The following is a 17,163-nucleotide window of genomic DNA, read 5'->3' as shown; positions in this document are numbered from 1 at the left end:
CAGCGTACCGGTCACCGCCACGAGATCGCCCACCCGGGCCGCATCCCGCCGCAGCGCACTGCCCTCGGGCAACGTGCCGAGCGCGGTGATGGCGACGGCCAGCGTCTCGCTTCGGGTGGTGTCACCGCCCACGATGTCGATATCGCGGGCCCCGATCGCCTCCCGCGCACCGTCGATGAAGGCATCGCACCATGCCTGCCGCAGCACGGGGGCCGCCAGCGCGACCGTCAGCCAGGCCGGATCCGCGCCCATGGCGGCGAGATCGCTGAGATTGACCGCCACACTCTTGAAGCCGATATCGGCCGCGGGCGTATCCTGCGGAAAATGACGCCCGGCGATCAGGGTATCGGCGGTCACCACGAGTTCGTGGCCGGGCGGCGGCGCCAGGATGGCCGCATCGTCGCCAATGCCGAGCCGGGTATCGGCGCGGCGCGGGCGCAGGCGCTCGCGCAGCGCGCCGATCAGCTCGAACTCGCGCATATTCCGCCCGTCAGCGGCGCCGGCCCCTCGCCACCTCCACCGGGCGCAGGTCGCGCGCGGTGGCATCGAGTACGCCGTTGACGAATCGATGGCCGTCCGTGGCGCCGAATATCTTGGCCAGATTGGTCGCCTCGTTGATCACCGCGGCGAACGGAATCTCCGGACACTCGCGCAGCTCGTAGGTCGCCAGCAGCAGGATCGCGTATTCCACCGGGTCGAGCTGGACGGCGGGCCGGCTGAGATGCGTGTCGAACGCTTTTTCCAGTCCGGAGACGTCGTACACCACGCCGCGCAGCACCATTTCGAAATACTCGCGATCAAGATCGGCCAGACGACCGGCGCGGGCGAACTGTTCGATCAGCGCGGCAATCTCGGTGCCCGACATACGCCATTGATAGACCGCCTGAACCGCGGCCATGCGGGCACGAATACGCCGCCCGCCCGGCATTTTCGGCGGCAGCTCCGGCAATTGATCGTCGTTGTGCTCGGGCTCGTTGTCGGCGGCGCCGGCGGCTTCGCCCAGCGACTGATCGCGAATCGGCATGGTGGGGTTACTCGTCCTCGACTTCGATCTGGCGCAGTACGTTGACCATTTCGATCACGGCACTTGCGGCTTCGGCGCCCTTGTTGTGGTCTTCATCGGGCTGGGCCCGGGCATCGGCCTGCTCGGCATTGTCGGCGGTGATCACGCCGAACCCGACCGGAATGCCATATTCCAGCGCGGTGGCGGACAAGCCCTTGGCACACTCGCCGGCCACGTAGTCGAAATGCGGCGTATCGCCGCGGATGACCGCGCCGAGCGCGACGATGCCGTCGTACTTGCCGGAATCGGCGAGCCGGTCCACCGCCAGCGGCAACTCGAACGCCCCGGGCACCTTGACCACGATGACGTCGTCGTCATCCACGCCGCAGTCGGTCAGGACGTCGATCGCGCCTTCCAGCAGGCGATCGACGATATCGTCGTTCCAGCGGGTCGATACGATGGCGATCTTGACGCGCTCGCCGTCGAATTCTCCTTGGATGGTCTGCATGCTCGCTACTCTTCCGTTGGCTGCGCCGCATTATCGCACGAGCGCCCGGCCGTGTTGACGTTTCCTGCGGCGCCGCAACCGGTCGACCGGGCCCCGGCGGACGCCCGGCGAACGCGGCACGCCGGGCACCCATTGCGCCGCCGGCCGGGCCGGGCACGGCCATCGCCACGGCGTCGTCGCAACGGCCATGGATCGAAAGGAGTGCGGCGCCTACTCGTGGCCGGCGATGCGCGCGAGGTAGCGCGCGATGATATCAATCTCGATGTTGACGCGGTCGCCGATACGGGTAGCGCCCAATGAGGTGTGGTGCATGGTGTGCGGGATGATGTTGACGCCGAAACGCCGGCCCGCCACTTCGTTGACGGTGAGGCTGATGCCGTCCACCGCCACCGAGCCCTTGGGCGCGACGTAGTGCGCCAGATGCCTGGGCACCGAGAACGTCAGCCGCCAGGAGCGGGCGTCGGCCACCATTTCCTCGAGCACGCCGATACCGTCGGCATGACCGGCGACCATGTGCCCCCCCAGTGGATCGCCGGCCCGCAGCGGCGCTTCCAGATTTACCGACGAACCCACCGAACGCTGGCCAAGCGTGGTCAGCGACAGGGTTTCCTTGGAAACGTCGGCCGCGAAGCGCGAGCCGTCGATCTCGGTCGCGGTCAGGCACACGCCGGATACCGCGATGCTGTCGCCGACGGCGATGGGGCCGAGATCGGTATCGCCGATATCGATGGTCAGCCGGGTGTCGCCGTCCTGGGCCTGCTGATCGACGATCGTGCCGAGCCCTTTGACTATGCCTGTAAACATGCGGTCATTCCGATTGAGACAGCGCCGGCCGCGCCGTGATCTTCAGGTCCGTGCCCACCGGCTCGATAGTGTCGAACACCAGGGGCTGGGCGTCGTCCAGGCCGACCGTTCCGGACAGCGCCATCAGCGCGCGGCCGTTGGCCCCGATGAGCAGCGGCGCGACATAAATCACGAACTCGTCGACCAGCCCGGCCCGGGTGAGCGCGCCGGCCAGCGTCGGCCCGGCTTCCACCAGCACGTCGTTGATCTCGCGCTCGCCGAGAATCGCCAGGATGCGCGGTAAATCCAGCCCGCCGTCGCCGCGCGGCACGACCCAGACCTCCGCGCCCGCGGCTTCCAGCGCCTGCCGGCGTTCGCTGTCCTCGCTGGCCGTGACCACCAGCGTGGCGCCATCGAGGCCCAGCATGCGCGCATCCGTACGCATGGCCAGGTCGCTGTCCAGCACCACCCGCAGCGGCGGCGGCCAGTCGCCCGGCAATCGCACATTGAGCGACGGGTCGTCCGCAGCCAGCGTGCCGTGCCCGATCAGCACGGCGCCCGATTCCGCACGCAGACGATGGACATCATCGCGCGCGACCTCGCCGGTGATCCATTGACTGCTGCCGTCGGCCGCCGCGGTACGCCCGTCCAGGCTCATCGCCAGCTTGATGCGTACGCGCGGGCGCCCCTGCGCCATCCGCAGATTGAAACCGGCGTTGAGTGCGGCACAGGCCTCGGCCATGACTCCGGTGACGACCTCGATACCGGCGGCGCGCAGGGCCGCGATGCCCTGCCCGTTCACGGCCGGGTTCGGGTCCTGGGCGCCGATCACGACCCGGGCGACGCCGGCCTCGATCAGCGCCTTCGTGCAGGGCGGCGTGCGGCCGCTGTGACTGCAGGGTTCAAGGGTGACGTAGACAGTGGCCCCTTTCGGGTCGTTGCCGCGGGCACGTACGTCGTCCAGCGCCCGCACCTCGGCATGGCCCTCACCGGCACGCTGGTGCCAACCTTCGCCGCGCACGACGTTGCCCTGCGTAATCACGCAGCCCACGCGCGGGTTGGGCCGCGTCGTGTACCAGCCGCGGCGCGCGAGTTCCATCGCGCGCTGCATGAAAAAGGCGTGCAAGGCCCGGCGGGGCTCGATCGCGCTCATGAGGAGTCCTTTCCGGAATCGATCAACGGCAGCTGGCCGCTGTCGCGGCCCGGCGTGGATTCCAGCCGCTCGATTTCCTCGCGGAACGCCTGGACGTCCTCGAAACGACGATACACCGAGGCGAAACGCACGTAGGCCACCTGGTCGAGTTCGCGCAGTTCGTCCATCACCCATTCACCCAGCTTGCGCGAGGCCACATCCCGCTCGGGATCGGCGCGCAGGCGCTGCTGGATATGGCTGACGGCGGTATCCACCGCCTCCGGGCCGACAGGGCGCTTGTACAACGCCCGGGTGATGCCCCGGCGCAATTTATCCACATCGAACGGCTCGGGTGTGCCGTCGTTCTTGACGATGCGCGGCATCAGCAACTCGGCCGTTTCGAACGTGGTGAACCGGGTGTGGCAGTTGGGGCACTCCCGCCGGCGCCGCACCTGGCTGCCCTCGGCGGCCAGGCGGGAATCGACCACGCGGGTGGCGCGTTCGTCACAGAATGGACACTGCACGATAAAAGCCCCGGCTCGCGCGGCGCGATATCAGGCCGCGCCGCGCGTGGCCGCGCGATACACCGGATAGCGCGAGCACAGTTCAGCCACCGCCGCACGGACCCGCGAAACTTGCGCATCGACATCACCCCCGTCGGCGTGGGTGTCGAGTACGTCGCAGATCCAGGTCGCGACCTGGCGCATGTCGTCCACGTTGAAGCCGCGCGTCGTGGCCGCGGGCGTGCCGATACGCAGGCCGGAGGTCACGAACGGCGAGCGCGGGTCACGCGGCACGGCGTTCTTGTTGGCGGTGATATGCGCCCTGCCGAGCAGCGCCTCGGCATCCTTGCCGGTGATGTCCTGCTTGACCAGGCTCACCAGCATCAGATGGTTGTCGGTACCGCCCGAGACCACGTCGTAGCCGCGCTCGACGAATACATCGGCCATCGCGGTGGCATTGTCGACGATGCGCCGGGTGTAGCCCTGGAAATCGGCGTCGAGCGCCTCCTTGAAGGCCACGGCCTTGGCCGCGATCACATGCATCAGCGGGCCGCCCTGCGTACCCGGGAAAACGGCCGAGTTGAGCTTCTTGTAGAGCTTCTCATCGCCGGCCGCGGACAGGATCAGGCCGCCCCGGGGGCCGCGCAGGGTCTTGTGCGTGGTGGTGGTGACCACATGCGCATGCGGCAACGGGCTGGGATAGATGCCGGTGGCGACCAGGCCGGCCACGTGGGCCATGTCGACCATCAGCCAGGCATCGACCGCATCCGCAATCCGGCGCATGCGCGCCCAGTCGATGGCGCGCGAATAGGCCGAGAAGCCGCCGATGATCATCTTCGGCTTGTGTTCCTGCGCCAGGCGTTCGATTTCGTCGTAGTCGAGCCGGCCGGTTACTTCGTCGAGACCGTACTGCACGGCGTTGTAATGCTTGCCGGAGAAGTTGGGCGCGGCGCCATGGGTGAGATGGCCACCGGCATCCAGGCTCATGCCGAGGATGGTATCGCCCGGCTTGACCAGCGCCAGGAACACCGCGGCGTTGGCCTGGGCACCGGAATGCGGCTGCACGTTGGCGAAGTCGCAGTTGAACAGCTGACAGGCGCGGTCGATGGCCAGTCTTTCGGCCACGTCGACGTATTCGCAGCCGCCGTAGAAGCGCTTGCCCGGATAGCCTTCGGCGTACTTGTTGGTCAGCTGCGAGCCCTGCGCTTCCATGACGCGCGGACTGGTGTAGTTCTCCGACGCAATCAACTCGATGTGGTCTTCCTGGCGCTGATCCTCGTCGGCGATGGCGGCCGCCAGTTCGGGATCGAATTCGGCGATACGCTGATCGGCATCAAACATGGTTGAAGGCTCCGTTGCGACAATACGAAAGAAATCTCACACGAGCGCTCGCGGCGAGCGCGCGGCCGGCCTGTTCAGCCCGGTAACGGGCCCGCTAGTCTAGCGCAGACCGCGAGCCCGCTTCAGCATCGGCTCAGCCGGCCGCGTCGCCGCCGGATTCGCCGGCCGCCGGCTTGGCGCGCAGACGGATGCCGAGCTCGCGCAGCTGCGCGGCGTCGGCCGTCCCCGGCGCGCCGGTCAGCAGGTCGGTCGCGGTCTGGGTCTTCGGGAAGGCGATTACCTCGCGGATCGAGTCCGCGCCGGCCATCAGCATCACCAGACGATCCAGGCCGAAGGCGATGCCGGCATGCGGCGGCGCACCGAACTTGAGCGCTTCCAGCAGGAAGCCGAATTTCTCTTCGGCCTCCTCGCGCGTGATGCCCAGTACCTCGAAGGCGGCCTGCTGCATCTCGGGCGAGTGGATACGCACCGATCCGCCGCCGATCTCCGAGCCATTCAGGACCATGTCGTACGCCTTGGCCATCGCCTGGTGTGGCGCCGCCTTGAGCGCTTCGGGGTCGTCGACCGCGGGCGCGGTGAACGGATGATGCGCGGCATACCAGCGCTTGGTGGCCTCGTCGTATTCGAACATCGGCCAGTCGACCACCCACAGCGGGGCCCAGTCGCCCTGGACACGGCCCAGATCGTGGCCGAGCTTGACGCGCAGTGCGCCCAGCGCGTCGTTGACCACGCTCGTGGCATCCGCGCCGAAGAACAACAGATCGCCGTCGGCCGCGCCCGTGCGCTCGACGATGCCGGCGACCGCGTCGTCCGACAGGAATTTGAGGATGGGCGAGCTCATGCCCTCGCGGCCCCTGGCGACGTCGCTGATCTTGACGTAGGCCAGACCCTTGGCGCCGTAGCGGCCGACGAAGTCGGTATAACCGTCGATCTGCTTGCGCGTGAGGCTGGCGCCGCCCGGCACCCGCAGCACGGCCACGCGGCCGGTGTCGCTGTTGGCCGGGCCGGAGAACACCTTGAACTCCGCATCCGCGACCAGGTCGGCGATGTCGACCAGCTCCAGGTCGATGCGCAGGTCCGGCTTGTCGGAACCGAAGCGCCGCATGGCCTCTGCGTAGGGCATGCGCGGGAACGGGTCGGGCAGTTTCACCCCCAGCACGTCGTCGAACAGTTGGCGAATCATCCGTTCGTTGATGCCCATGATGTCGTCGGCATCGACGAACGAGGCCTCGATATCGATCTGGGTGAATTCGGGCTGGCGGTCGGCGCGCAGATCCTCGTCGCGGAAGCAGCGCGCGATCTGGTAATAGCGGTCCATGCCGGCGACCATGAGCAGCTGCTTGAACAGCTGCGGCGACTGCGGCAGCGCGAAGAAATGCCCCGGCTGGGTACGGCTCGGCACCAGATAGTCGCGCGCGCCTTCGGGCGTCGCGCGGGTCAGGATCGGGGTTTCGATATCGAGAAAGCCGAGATCGTCCAGCGCGTGACGCACGGCGCGGGTGACCTGCGCGCGCAACTGCATATGGCGCTGCATGCGCGGCTTGCGCAGCTCGACATAGCGATAGCGCAGGCGCGCGGCGTCGCCGACCGTCTCGGTCTCGTCGAGCTGGAGCGGCGGCGTTTCGGAGGCGTTGAGGACTTCCAGCGATGTGGTGTAGACCTCGATCTCGCCCGAGGCCAGATTCGCATTGACCGTGCCTTCCGGGCGCGCCCGCACGCGGCCGGTGACCTTGATCACGTATTCGCTGCGCAGGCGCTCGGCGGCGGCGAAGGTTTCGGCCTCGTCGGGATCGAACACGACCTGGATCAGCCCGCTGCGATCGCGCAGATCCACGAAGATCACCCCGCCATGGTCGCGGCGCCGGTGCACCCAGCCGCAGACGGTGATTTCGCTGTCAATCGCAGCGGCGGTGACTTCGCCGCTGTAGTGGGATCGCATCATGGCGCGCGCCTCAAGCCTCGCAAAAGAGCGCGAGTCTACCAAGAGCCCGGCCCCGGCCGGTAGCCCGGCGTGAATAATTCGGCTCGAGCCGCGCGCTTGGCAGGCGCGGCTCGCCCCCGGCATCAATCGCTACCGGCGCTCGACGACTTGGGCGCCGGTTTCGCGCTTTTCGACTCGCCGCTCGCCTTGCTGCCCGCATCCGCGGATTTCGACTCGCCGCCGGACGATGCGCCGCCACTCGACGATTCGCCGGCCGAAGACGGCTTCGACGCATTGCCGTCGCCGGTGACGTTGCGACGATTATCGGATTTGAAGTCGGTCTCGTACCAGCCGCCGCCGGCCAGACGAAAACCCGCGGCCGAGACCTTGCGCTTGAGCGCGGCCTGGCCACAGGCCGGACAATCGGTCAGCGGCGCATCGGACAGCTTCTGCAGCTTCTCCAGCGGCTCACCACAATTCGTACACACATATTCGTAAATCGGCATTTCCGGGCTCCCAGTGCCAATCGTCGGATTGAAACGCGGCGTATTCTATCCCACCGCGCGCAATGCGCCAGAGGCGGCGGAGCGTCCGATGCCGTAATACGAAAAACCCGCGGCGGCGACATACGACGGCTTGTAGATGTTACGGCCGTCGACCAATACCGGCTGCCGCATGCGCCGCGCCAAGTCGTTGAAGTCCGGCGTCCGGAAAATATGCCACTCGGTGACCAGCACGAGCGCATCGGCATCCGTGGCGGCCTCCTCGGCGTTCCGGCAAAGCACGAGATCATCGCGCGCCCCGTAGATGCGGCGCGTCGCCTCCATCGCTTCGGGATCGAAGGCATGCACCGTGGCGCCGGCCTGCCAAAGCGCTTCCATCAGGGTACAGGCCGGCGCTTCCCGCATGTCATCGGTATTCGGCTTGAACGCCAGGCCCCACAGCGCAATGGTCTTGCCGGCCAGGTCGCCGCCGAAGTGCGCGTGCAGCTTGTCGAACAATACCGTCTTCTGACGGTTGTTGACGCGCTCGACGGCGTTGATGATCTCGGTGTCGTAGCCGATCTTGGCCGCGGTGTGCGCCAGCGCGCGTACGTCCTTGGGGAAACAGGAGCCACCGAAACCGCAGCCCGGGTAGATGAAGTGATAGCCGATGCGATGATCGGCGCCTATCGCCTTGCGCACCTGCTCGATATCGGCTTCGAGCCGGTCGGCCACCTGCGACAGTTCGTTCATCAGGCTGATCTTGGTCGCCAGCATGATATTGGCCGCGTACTTGGTCAGCTCGGCCGAGCGGAGATCCATCACCATGGTGCGATCGTGCTGGCGATTGAACGGCGCATACAGGGCACGCAGATGATCGGCCGCGCGCTCGTTGTCCACGCCCACCACCACGCGATCGGGCTTCATGAAATCGTCGATCGCAGCCCCCTCCTTGAGGAATTCCGGGTTGGAGGCCACGTCGAACGCCACCGTCACGCCGCGCGCGGCGATCGCCTTGGCCAGCTGTTCGCGCACCCGGTCGGCGGTACCCACGGGCACGGTCGACTTGGTGATGACCAGCCGATAATCGTTCATGTGCTGGCCGATCGTCTCGGCGACCTTGAGCACGTACTTGAGATCGGCGCTGCCATCCCCGTCCGGCGGCGTGCCCACAGCGATGAACTGGAGCATGCCATGCTCGACGGCGGCCGCGGCGTCGGTCGTGAAACGCAGGCGGCCGGCGTCTACGTTTTCGTGCACGAGCGCTTCCAGCCCCGGCTCGAAGATCGGGATTTCACCGCGCGTCAGCCGCGCGATCTTGTCTTCGTCGATATCCACGCACACCACATGATTGCCGCTGTGGGCCAGGCATGCCCCGGTGACCAGGCCGACGTAACCGGTGCCGAAGATCGTGATGCGCATGATGACCCCTTGTGCTGAGTAGGCGGGAAAGCAGTTGGACGGTTCGCCAGTATGGGTTTTATCGACAATGAAGCGAACGCGCAATGCGCACAAAAAAAGGCCGCAAACCCTGCGGCTTGCGGCCTTTGGCCATTGACGAAAATGGCGTCCCCAAGGGGATTCGAACCCCTGTCGCTGCCGTGAAAGGGCAGTGTCCTAGGCCTCTAGACGATGGGGACTGACTTTGGTGGAGCCAGGCGGGATCGAACCGCCGACCTCAACACTGCCAGTGTTGCGCTCTCCCAGCTGAGCTATGGCCCCGATGACCTTGCGAGCGGCGCATTATAGACACGCGATCCGCCGTTGCCAACCCTCCGCTTGATTATTTTTGTACGGCCGAGATCAGCACCTCGATCACGCGATCCTGATCCGCGCTGTCGAGATAGGGATGCATCGGAATGCTGAGCACGCGCCCGGCGGCCGCATCCGATTCGGGCATCGGCGCATCCGAATACAGCGGCGGTTGACGATTGAGCGGCACCGGGTAATACACCGCGCTCGGAATGCCGGCGGCGTCGAGCCGGCTGCGAACGACATCGCGATCGTCGACCTGGAGGGTGTACTGTGCATACACGCTGGTGGCGCGCTCATCGAGTACCGGGGTGACGACATGCCCGGCCAGCCCCTCTCGATAACGCGCCGCCACACGCTCCCGGCGCATGACCTCATCGTCGAACACGTCCAGCTTGGCCAGCAGGACCGCTGCCTGCAGCGTATCGAGCCGGCCATTGATGCCAAGCATCGGGTGGTGATAAGGCGCCGTCTGTCCGTGATTGCGCAACTGACGCATGCGTTCGGCCAGATCGGCATCCGTGGTGAACGCCGCCCCGCCGTCGCCGTAGCACCCCAACGGCTTTGCCGGGAAGAACGAGGTCGCCGCCAATAGCGAAGCGCCGCACGAGCGTTGCCCGGCAAACGTCGCACCGAAACTTTGCGCACCATCCTCGATCACCGGAAGGCCGTGGCGCTCGCCGATGGCGTTGATGGCCGGCATATCGGCCATCTGCCCGAACAGGCTCACCGGCATTATCGCCTTGGTGCGCGGCGTGATGACGGCCTCGATGCGGCTGGCATCGATGTTGTAGGTCGACGGATCGATATCCACGAATACCGGCGTCGCGCCCAGCAGGCCGATCATCTCGCCGGTGGCGATAAACGTGAACGGGCTCGTGATCACCTCGTCCCCCGTGCCGATGCCCAGCGCCATCAGGGTCACCAGCAACGCATCGGTGCCGCTGGAAAGCGCCACGCAGTGCGCTGCCCCCGTGTATTCAGCCAGCCGCCGCTCCAGCGTCTCGATTTCCGGGCCGTTCACGTAGCGGCCATGATCGAGCACGGCATGGATGCCCGCATCCACCTCTGCCTTGATGCGCCGATACTGCGCCTGAAGATCGATCAACTGCATGACGGCCACCCCGAAGCCCGGAAACTGTTGCCAACCCGCGGGGAGTCTAGCATCGGCCCCGCTGAACGCAGGCGATATACGTTGACCGCCGGAAAAAGCGCGGATAAACTGCGCGTCCTCGGGCGGTTAGCTCAGCGGTAGAGCACTGTCTTCACACGGCAGGGGTCACTAGTTCGAATCTAGTACCGCCCACCAGATAAAACAGGGGCTTAAGCGATCCGCTTGGCCCCTTTTTTTGCCTGGGGCGCAGTGAGGGACTGGTTTTGCACCTTCATCGGCGTTTGCCGTATTCGTTGCATTGGACAAAACGCTGCAATCCGCGGAGCCACTGCTTAGCGATTCGGAACTGACTAAAAAGAAGCAGGCTTCAAAAGCTCGCTGGCGCTTTGTCACGCGCGCATTACCAACGGTGTTCGAGTGCTGCCCAAAAGCACAGCCTACTTGAATACGATCGTCTAGCCGGGATCAACTCGGCATTGACTGTCGCCATTTGGCGATGACCAAGGCGCCCTTTTGCGGAAAACACCGGGCCCAGCCCGAACTGACCGGCGACCGAACCGCGCCCCGTAGCGGGCTCAATCGCTTTCACCGATTACTGCTGCCCAAGCTAAAGCGTGTCTATACACATATTTGGCCACGCTGCATTTCGTGCTCGGCGTCGGCACTCAACATGACTTCTACTGGGATAAGCTTGCCCCATTCAATCGACGGTTCGCTGGCACGGTGTTTCCCTCAAACGGTCTCACTCATCGCCTCTTCAGCAATACGCATGAATACCTTGATCATATTATCGACTTGGATTTCGGGTCGCCGGGCATGCTCGAGGGCCGCGTCGACATAAGCAGCGTAACGGTCGTCGTCATCCCATATCTCGGACAATGCGCTCGCCCACTCATCCACGCTGGCGTCCGGGGCAACAAGAACCCCACCCCGTCCCACCGACTCGGGCAACCCGCCGATATCGCTAGCGAGCACTGGTATGCCGTTGACTTGGAGTTCCGTAGCGACCCGGCCCCAGGCTTCACGGCATTGGCTAGGCATCAAACCGACCTTCGCCTCCTGATAGAGATCCCTCATATCAGACACCCGACGGCGAATCTCGACGTTGCCCAATCGAGCCGCGCGTGCCCGAAGCGCCGCCATCCTTTCATCCGACAGGGGCCAACTCTCCACCATCAAGAACGGAATATCAGGCCGTCGCTCGGCCAAGCGAAACACGGTCTCAACGCCCTTGACCGCAACAGGATTAACGAACAAGGCCACCCGACGGCGCAGGGGTCCAGCGCAGCGATAATTAGTAAAATCAACGAGCGGCGGCAACGTATGCGACTTCACGCCAAACCTTTCTTGGCAAAGACGCGCACTAAAAGCCGAATTCGCCACCACCGTTGCCTGTTGCAACAAGGATCGAAACGCCGCCTCGCCGCCCACATCCTCCACTTGCCGATCAAATTCCACGTCTCGCAGATACCAGATGAAAGGCAGCCTTTCTTCTACAATAGCTCTCGCCAGATGGGATTGTCTTCCTGCCTGGATCACCAACAGATCCGGCTGGAAGCCACGGACGGCTTCCGGTATGCCTGCCGCCACGTCCCAGCCGCGATAAACGGGATAACCCAAATCGCGATCGCAAGGGCATTCCACGCCTAACAACTTGGCCTTAAGGCGGTTGAGGACGTGCACACGCCCCGAGGTTCCAAGGCTGGATAACACGCCCACCGCCCAACCCGAGCTGGCGAGGTTGCGGCAGAGATCGTGCGTCGAATATTCCGACCCGCCGGTCATCTGCGGAATATACGGATTCGTGGTGACGAATAGTAATCTAGCCAATGTATCCCCGCTCTTCCCGTACACATGTCTTGGCAGTTTCAACCAGACAACAGGCGCAAGCCCTTAATCCTGGTCGATAGCGCTGACAAACTTGACCGCACTTCAGTAAAAAGAAAGTGTCTGCTCAATCGAAGGAATAGTAAGTAAGCAAAACCGGAAACGCCGGCATCGACACTCAACTCGGCGAGTACCCCCCAAGTGCCCAGCGGCCCGGCGGGTTTGAAAACCATCAAGAGAAATTGCAGGGCGGCAAAACCCAGCGCTACGACAGCCGCAGCCCTGAGCGAGGCGAGCAGGTGCCGCAGGCCGATTTGAGCATACAGGCGGAACGCTGTCAGGTGCACGACCACCACCACCATTGATGTCACGATTCGCAGTGCTGCCACCATCTCAAGACTATACATTGCCCCGAGTAGAATTAGGGAAATGGCGACAACCTGAATGACGATCTCGTTCCGAAACTGTAGTTTAACAGCGCCCGTGCCTTCGTAGACCGATCCTGCGCAGGTCACCAGCATCTGTATACCGCGGGCCACGCAAAGAAGCTGCAGCACAGGCACAGCCGGCAACCACTTCTGCCCGTAAAGCAACAAGATAATGTTATGCGCGTTGAACGCCAGAAATAGGAGTGCGGGCCATCCGATCACGACCGTGATGTCGGTCGTGGTGGAAACCAGGGAAGTCAACTTTCGACCATCGCGACGCATCGTCGCCAACTCAGGACCGATAATCCAGTTCAGCGATGCCGCAAAGAACTTTTCAAAGACGATGGCAAGGCCCTGCCCCCGACTGTAGATACCGACCGGCGCAAAACCCAGGAGCCGCCCAATTGCCAAGTCGGGAACCGCTGCCGTTAGGGCAATCACGATATTACTGCTCGACGCGATTGAACCAAAGCTCCATATCTCTCGCCATTCTGATAGCCCGGGCCGCAGCAGGATATGGTCCCGTTCGAACCCCAGCGCCAGCACGGTCGTCGCCAAAGACCCGGCGATGGAGCCGTAGGCCATCGACAAAGGCCCGGCGCCCTGCGCGGCGAACGCAATCGACACCACCAGAGTGAGCGCGCCCCCGGCCAGCGACACGACCGTGGACTGCCCGAAGCGTCGCTCTCGCCGCAACACCGCAATGGCCGGCTGCCCGAATGGCAGCAGAACAAAGTTGACCGATAGCCAGCCCAGGATAGTGGCGATCATCGGCTCTGCGTAGAAATCGGCAACCAAGTGACGACCAAAGAAAATAATCGCCGCCAGCCCCCAGCCGATAACGATGGCCGTGCCGAACGTCGTCCGCAATATGCTATCAGTCAGCTCCTTCGTCTGAATGATATATCGACTGACGCCAAATTCCCGCAGCGCCTGCAGAATACCCATCGCAGCCATGGCTACGGAGTAGACACCGATCTCCGAGGGGAGCAGCAGATGAGCTAACGCAATATTCGCAACGAACTGTAGCGCGAAACTGCCCCCGGAGTGGCCCAAACTGATCCAGAAGTTGCTTTTCAGGCTCATACGAATTCCGCGGACCGAAGCGCTCAGTTATCCACTCACCGGCCTACTCTTTGCCCCGGTTAATCAGGACGGTGCAACCCTTTTCGGCGTTAGGGTCTTCTTTTTCGAGCCGGGGAAACGCTTTTACGAGATCGGCTATCAGCCTGCGCTCGCCCGGGCGGGCTGCATCGTCAAATAGAATCCGGCCGCCGACTGAAAGACGCGGCACCAAAAGAGCGCCGGCTGGTGTACGGCCGTCTTCGCCGGTGATAACGACAGGCGGCCCATCGACAAATGCCAAGTCGATCGTTTCGGGGAATTCTATCTTGCTCAAGTCATACCAAAGCCAGTGTCCCGAACCGACAGGCTGCCTGTTAAGCGGGGCTACAATCATCCGGACATATTCGTCCAATCCCAGATCGGCCAGCCTCTGACGTGTGATTCCGGCATATTTTTCGTCATGATCGACACTCAACACTTGCGCGTCGCCCATCTGCTGACAGTAACGTGCTAACACGATCGTCGACGCACCCGACCCACATTCGACAATACATTTGGCCCTGGCATCCCTCGCCTGATCGTAGAGCACCGTTAGAACATCCGGTGACGCGGCCCATCCACGTGTCGGAGGCAGATCCCCTCGCTTCATTTCGAGGCGTCGATAGAGCCCATCCAACGCCTCGATCTGTTGCGTCGTCGCGACAGAGGCAGCATCAACATGGCCCTGGACCCGGGAAGCGATGCGCGCGGCCCACATCGCCTTGCGCGCGGCGTAAATCACCACAATTAAAATGACCAGCTGAACCGCAAGTACAACCCAGATCATAGAGGCACCCGCTTAGGCAATAGATAGGACATGACGGCGATTAATTTACGAATATTGTCAACAGCGATAGCGCCAAGGGCTAAAGATCTACCCCAAAAAAAGCCCGTCATTAAACGATGGCACAAGGCCAGCTTTTCGTAGCATTAAAGACTGCGGGGTAGCAAAAGCACAGTCGCCCAAGCAAGCCGAAGCTTTTCACTAATCGGAAGCCAACGTATTAGCCGTGGGCGGCAAATTCCGATATCCCTTCTTAATTCCTGGTAGGACAATGCAACAAATGTCGGCTGCTATTCTGTCTAATTCTATTGAACCGACTTTCAAAAGGCATTATCAGCGATATCGTAGCTTCTCGCCCCCCCAAAAAACCACTTCAAGTCACGAAATAAAACCGAGGCGTTCATACCACTGAACAGACAAGGTACGACGTTACGCCCGCTAGATCGCGCGAGTCGAATTTCCTGAAACGCTTGGCAAGCTTCATGGACGCTGCGTCTTTAGCGGCATTTGAGTCCATGTCGCATTTTTCAAAAACTATACGATAGCCGCAGCTTTCAAGAAGTTTCACGTATTCGCTATGACGCATGCGATTCTGATAAAGCTGCCCTCTTGAATTAATCACGCGCCAAGACAATGCGTTATAACGCAGAAAGTTGACCCGAGAAAGGGCCTTATCCTTGTGCTCCCAGTGATCACTATTGTCTATAATATGACACATCACCCCGCCACTCTTAAGCAAGCTACGCTGTTCCTTAAAAATAATGGCCAGATCATCTCGCGCTATGTGCTCCAGTACCGCTCTCGAGTAAATGACGTCGACACTACCTGGCTCGAATTCGGAAATCCGATATGGCGCCACGTAACTCATGCGCAGGTTTTTCAATAACTCATCGAAATCACTAGAGAGCGCTCTGCCAAGCGAACGCGCGACCCCGTCCGGCGATAGACCAAGGCGTGCGGCGATTTTTTCGCGATTTTGAGAAATAAAACTCATAGCGTCCACTACGGTGGAGTAACTGATGAGTCTCTCGACATCCGTCAGAATAATTTTTTCGCAATCGAGAAGGCTGAGCAGCATTGGAATAGTAGGCTGCCAGCCTGTCCCCATTTCGAGCGCAACCTTTCCGGTCAGATCTCCATGATAGGCCCTGATTAATTCAATCTGATCGAGGCCTTGTTCCAGGGCCAGCCAATCGTTGTCCGGGTTTGTTCTATAAGGGGTGACAATGCGCTTATATTTGATCAGATCCTGGCGAAACGGCATGGTTGCCTTAATATGCGCCCAGATAATAGATTTTATCTTAGGGCTGTGTCTACGTGAATTCACAGGCTACGCACCGAGGGTTGAACTATTAAAACATAACGTTTTTTAATGCCAGGAAAGACCGTCAGACACGTAGGCATACTCACGCGACACCCCTGCACGCTTCAGCCCAATCTACGATACAGAGTACCCCTCAGGGTTCCGCGACTGCCAGCGCCAGGCATCGCGCATGATTTCGTCCAGGCCCCGCTCGGCGCACCAGCCGAGATCGCGCTCGGCCCGCGACGCGTCCGCCCAGCATTCGGCCACGTCCCCGGGCCGCCGCGGCGCCATGCGGTATGGCACGTCGCGACCGGCGGCGCGCTCGAAGGCGCGAATCATCTCAAGCACGGAATACCCCCGGCCGGTGCCGAGGTTCCAGGTATGCAACCCGGCCTCGCCGGCAATGGCATCGAGTGCCGCGCGATGCCCGTCTGCCAGATCCATGACATGGATGTAGTCGCGCACGCCGGTGCCATCCCGGGTGGGATAGTCGTCGCCGTAGACCGCGAGTTCCGGCAGCCGGCCGACGGCGACCTGGCTGATGAACGGCAGCAGATTGTTCGGCCGGCCCTGCGGATCTTCGCCGATGCGCCCGCTTTCATGCGCCCCGACCGGGTTGAAATAGCGCAGCAGCGCGATGGACCAACGCGGGTCGGCGGCCTGTAGATCACGCAGCAGCCATTCGATCATCAGCTTCGAGCTGCCATACGGGTTGGTCGGTCGCCCCGTGGGGGCTTGTTCCGACAACGGCATGTCGCGCGATTCGGTATAGACCGTGGCCGATGAGCTGAACACGAGCGTACGCAGATGGGCCCGTTCCATGGCCTGGCACAGGGTCAGCGTCCCGGCCACATTGTTCTCGTAGTAAGCCAGCGGCTTTTCCGTGCTCTCGCCGACGGCCTTGAGGCCCGCGAAATGAATCACCGCATCAATGTTCGAATCGGCGAATACGCGGTCCAGATGCGCGCCGTCGCGGATATCGCCCTCGATGAACGCGATCTCGCCGCCCGTCAGCTGCTCGACGCGATTGAGCGACTCACGCGAGGCATTCGAGAGGTTGTCGTACACCACAACCTCGTGGCCGGCCTCGATCAGCACGAGCGCCGTATGCGAGCCGATAAAACCCGCGCCACCAGTCAGAAAAACCTTCATTACAAAATCTTCCGTCGTTTGTT

The 17,163-nt window shown here is 62.8% G+C and carries 16 protein-coding genes and 3 tRNA genes; 1 reads left to right on the top strand and 18 read right to left on the bottom strand.

The window, feature by feature from the left end; genetic code table 11:
• The 13 genes from ACS8YF_RS08130 to ACS8YF_RS08070 all read right to left on the bottom strand — a co-directional run.
• On the bottom strand, positions 1–480 hold a 480-nt coding region (locus ACS8YF_RS08130), incomplete at its 3' end, for a thiamine-phosphate kinase (RefSeq protein ID WP_440849712.1).
• Positions 481–490: 10 nt separating this feature from the next.
• Complete coding sequence (gene nusB, locus ACS8YF_RS08125; protein WP_440849711.1) at positions 491–1,024, bottom strand: transcription antitermination factor NusB; 534 nt, start codon at positions 1,022–1,024, stop codon at positions 491–493.
• 7 nt (positions 1,025–1,031) lie between these two features.
• Positions 1,032–1,511, bottom strand: coding sequence for a 6,7-dimethyl-8-ribityllumazine synthase (gene ribH, locus ACS8YF_RS08120; protein ID WP_440849710.1), 480 nt, complete (start codon positions 1,509–1,511; stop codon positions 1,032–1,034).
• Positions 1,512–1,721: 210 nt separating this feature from the next.
• Positions 1,722–2,315, bottom strand: coding sequence for a riboflavin synthase (locus ACS8YF_RS08115; protein WP_440849709.1), 594 nt, complete (start codon positions 2,313–2,315; stop codon positions 1,722–1,724).
• Between the two features lie 4 nt (positions 2,316–2,319).
• On the bottom strand, positions 2,320–3,447 hold the full coding sequence (ribD, locus tag ACS8YF_RS08110; RefSeq protein WP_440849708.1) for a bifunctional diaminohydroxyphosphoribosylaminopyrimidine deaminase/5-amino-6-(5-phosphoribosylamino)uracil reductase RibD: 1,128 nt from the start codon (positions 3,445–3,447) through the stop codon (positions 2,320–2,322).
• Entirely contained in the window at positions 3,444–3,950 is a 507-nt protein-coding gene (nrdR, locus tag ACS8YF_RS08105; protein WP_440849707.1) for a transcriptional regulator NrdR, read from the bottom strand. Before nrdR ends, ribD begins: the two co-directional genes overlap by 4 nt.
• 30 nt (positions 3,951–3,980) lie before the next feature.
• The gene (gene glyA, locus ACS8YF_RS08100) at positions 3,981–5,270 is read right to left on the bottom strand and encodes a serine hydroxymethyltransferase (RefSeq protein WP_440849706.1); all 1,290 of its coding nucleotides are present in this window, start codon (positions 5,268–5,270) and stop codon (positions 3,981–3,983) included.
• Between the two features lie 133 nt (positions 5,271–5,403).
• Positions 5,404–7,209: an aspartate--tRNA ligase gene (gene aspS / locus ACS8YF_RS08095; RefSeq protein WP_440849717.1), complete on the bottom strand. Its 1,806-nt coding sequence runs from the start codon at positions 7,207–7,209 to the stop codon at positions 5,404–5,406.
• Between the two features lie 125 nt (positions 7,210–7,334).
• Complete coding sequence (locus ACS8YF_RS08090; RefSeq protein WP_440849705.1) at positions 7,335–7,697, bottom strand: FmdB family zinc ribbon protein; 363 nt, start codon at positions 7,695–7,697, stop codon at positions 7,335–7,337.
• Positions 7,698–7,742: 45 nt separating this feature from the next.
• A complete protein-coding gene (locus tag ACS8YF_RS08085; protein WP_440849704.1) occupies positions 7,743–9,095 on the bottom strand; it encodes a UDP-glucose dehydrogenase family protein in 1,353 nt (450 codons plus the stop codon).
• A gap of 142 nt (positions 9,096–9,237) precedes the next feature.
• Positions 9,238–9,313: transfer RNA gene (locus ACS8YF_RS08080), tRNA-Glu, on the bottom strand.
• Between the two features lie 6 nt (positions 9,314–9,319).
• Positions 9,320–9,395 (bottom strand) — tRNA-Ala (locus ACS8YF_RS08075).
• Positions 9,396–9,456: 61 nt separating this feature from the next.
• The gene (locus ACS8YF_RS08070; protein WP_440849703.1) at positions 9,457–10,539 is read right to left on the bottom strand and encodes a DegT/DnrJ/EryC1/StrS family aminotransferase; all 1,083 of its coding nucleotides are present in this window, start codon (positions 10,537–10,539) and stop codon (positions 9,457–9,459) included.
• A gap of 120 nt (positions 10,540–10,659) precedes the next feature.
• Between ACS8YF_RS08070 and ACS8YF_RS08065 the strand changes: the two genes are divergently transcribed.
• Positions 10,660–10,734, top strand: a tRNA-Val gene (locus ACS8YF_RS08065).
• A 537-nt stretch (positions 10,735–11,271) separates the two neighbouring features.
• On the opposite strand, the gene ACS8YF_RS08060 is transcribed toward ACS8YF_RS08065, so the two are convergent.
• From ACS8YF_RS08060 to galE, 5 genes are all read right to left on the bottom strand, one after another.
• Positions 11,272–12,369, bottom strand: coding sequence for a glycosyltransferase (locus ACS8YF_RS08060; RefSeq protein ID WP_440849702.1), 1,098 nt, complete (start codon positions 12,367–12,369; stop codon positions 11,272–11,274).
• A 38-nt stretch (positions 12,370–12,407) separates the two neighbouring features.
• The gene (locus ACS8YF_RS08055; RefSeq protein WP_440849701.1) at positions 12,408–13,880 is read right to left on the bottom strand and encodes an oligosaccharide flippase family protein; all 1,473 of its coding nucleotides are present in this window, start codon (positions 13,878–13,880) and stop codon (positions 12,408–12,410) included.
• Positions 13,881–13,923: 43 nt separating this feature from the next.
• Positions 13,924–14,685 (bottom strand): O-methyltransferase, encoded by a 762-nt coding sequence (locus ACS8YF_RS08050; RefSeq protein ID WP_440849700.1) that lies wholly within the window; start codon positions 14,683–14,685, stop codon positions 13,924–13,926.
• Positions 14,686–15,082: 397 nt separating this feature from the next.
• A complete protein-coding gene (locus ACS8YF_RS08045) occupies positions 15,083–16,009 on the bottom strand; it encodes a methyltransferase domain-containing protein (RefSeq protein ID WP_440849699.1) in 927 nt (308 codons plus the stop codon).
• A 111-nt stretch (positions 16,010–16,120) separates the two neighbouring features.
• Entirely contained in the window at positions 16,121–17,140 is a 1,020-nt protein-coding gene (galE, locus tag ACS8YF_RS08040; RefSeq protein WP_440849698.1) for a UDP-glucose 4-epimerase GalE, read from the bottom strand.
• Between the last annotated feature and the right edge of the window lie 23 nt (positions 17,141–17,163).

The sequence above is a fragment of the Salinisphaera sp. SWV1 genome, from assembly GCF_052044155.1.
In the GTDB taxonomy this organism is placed as follows: domain Bacteria; phylum Pseudomonadota; class Gammaproteobacteria; order Nevskiales; family Salinisphaeraceae; genus Salinisphaera.
This window is presented reverse-complemented; position numbering and strand designations above follow the sequence as displayed.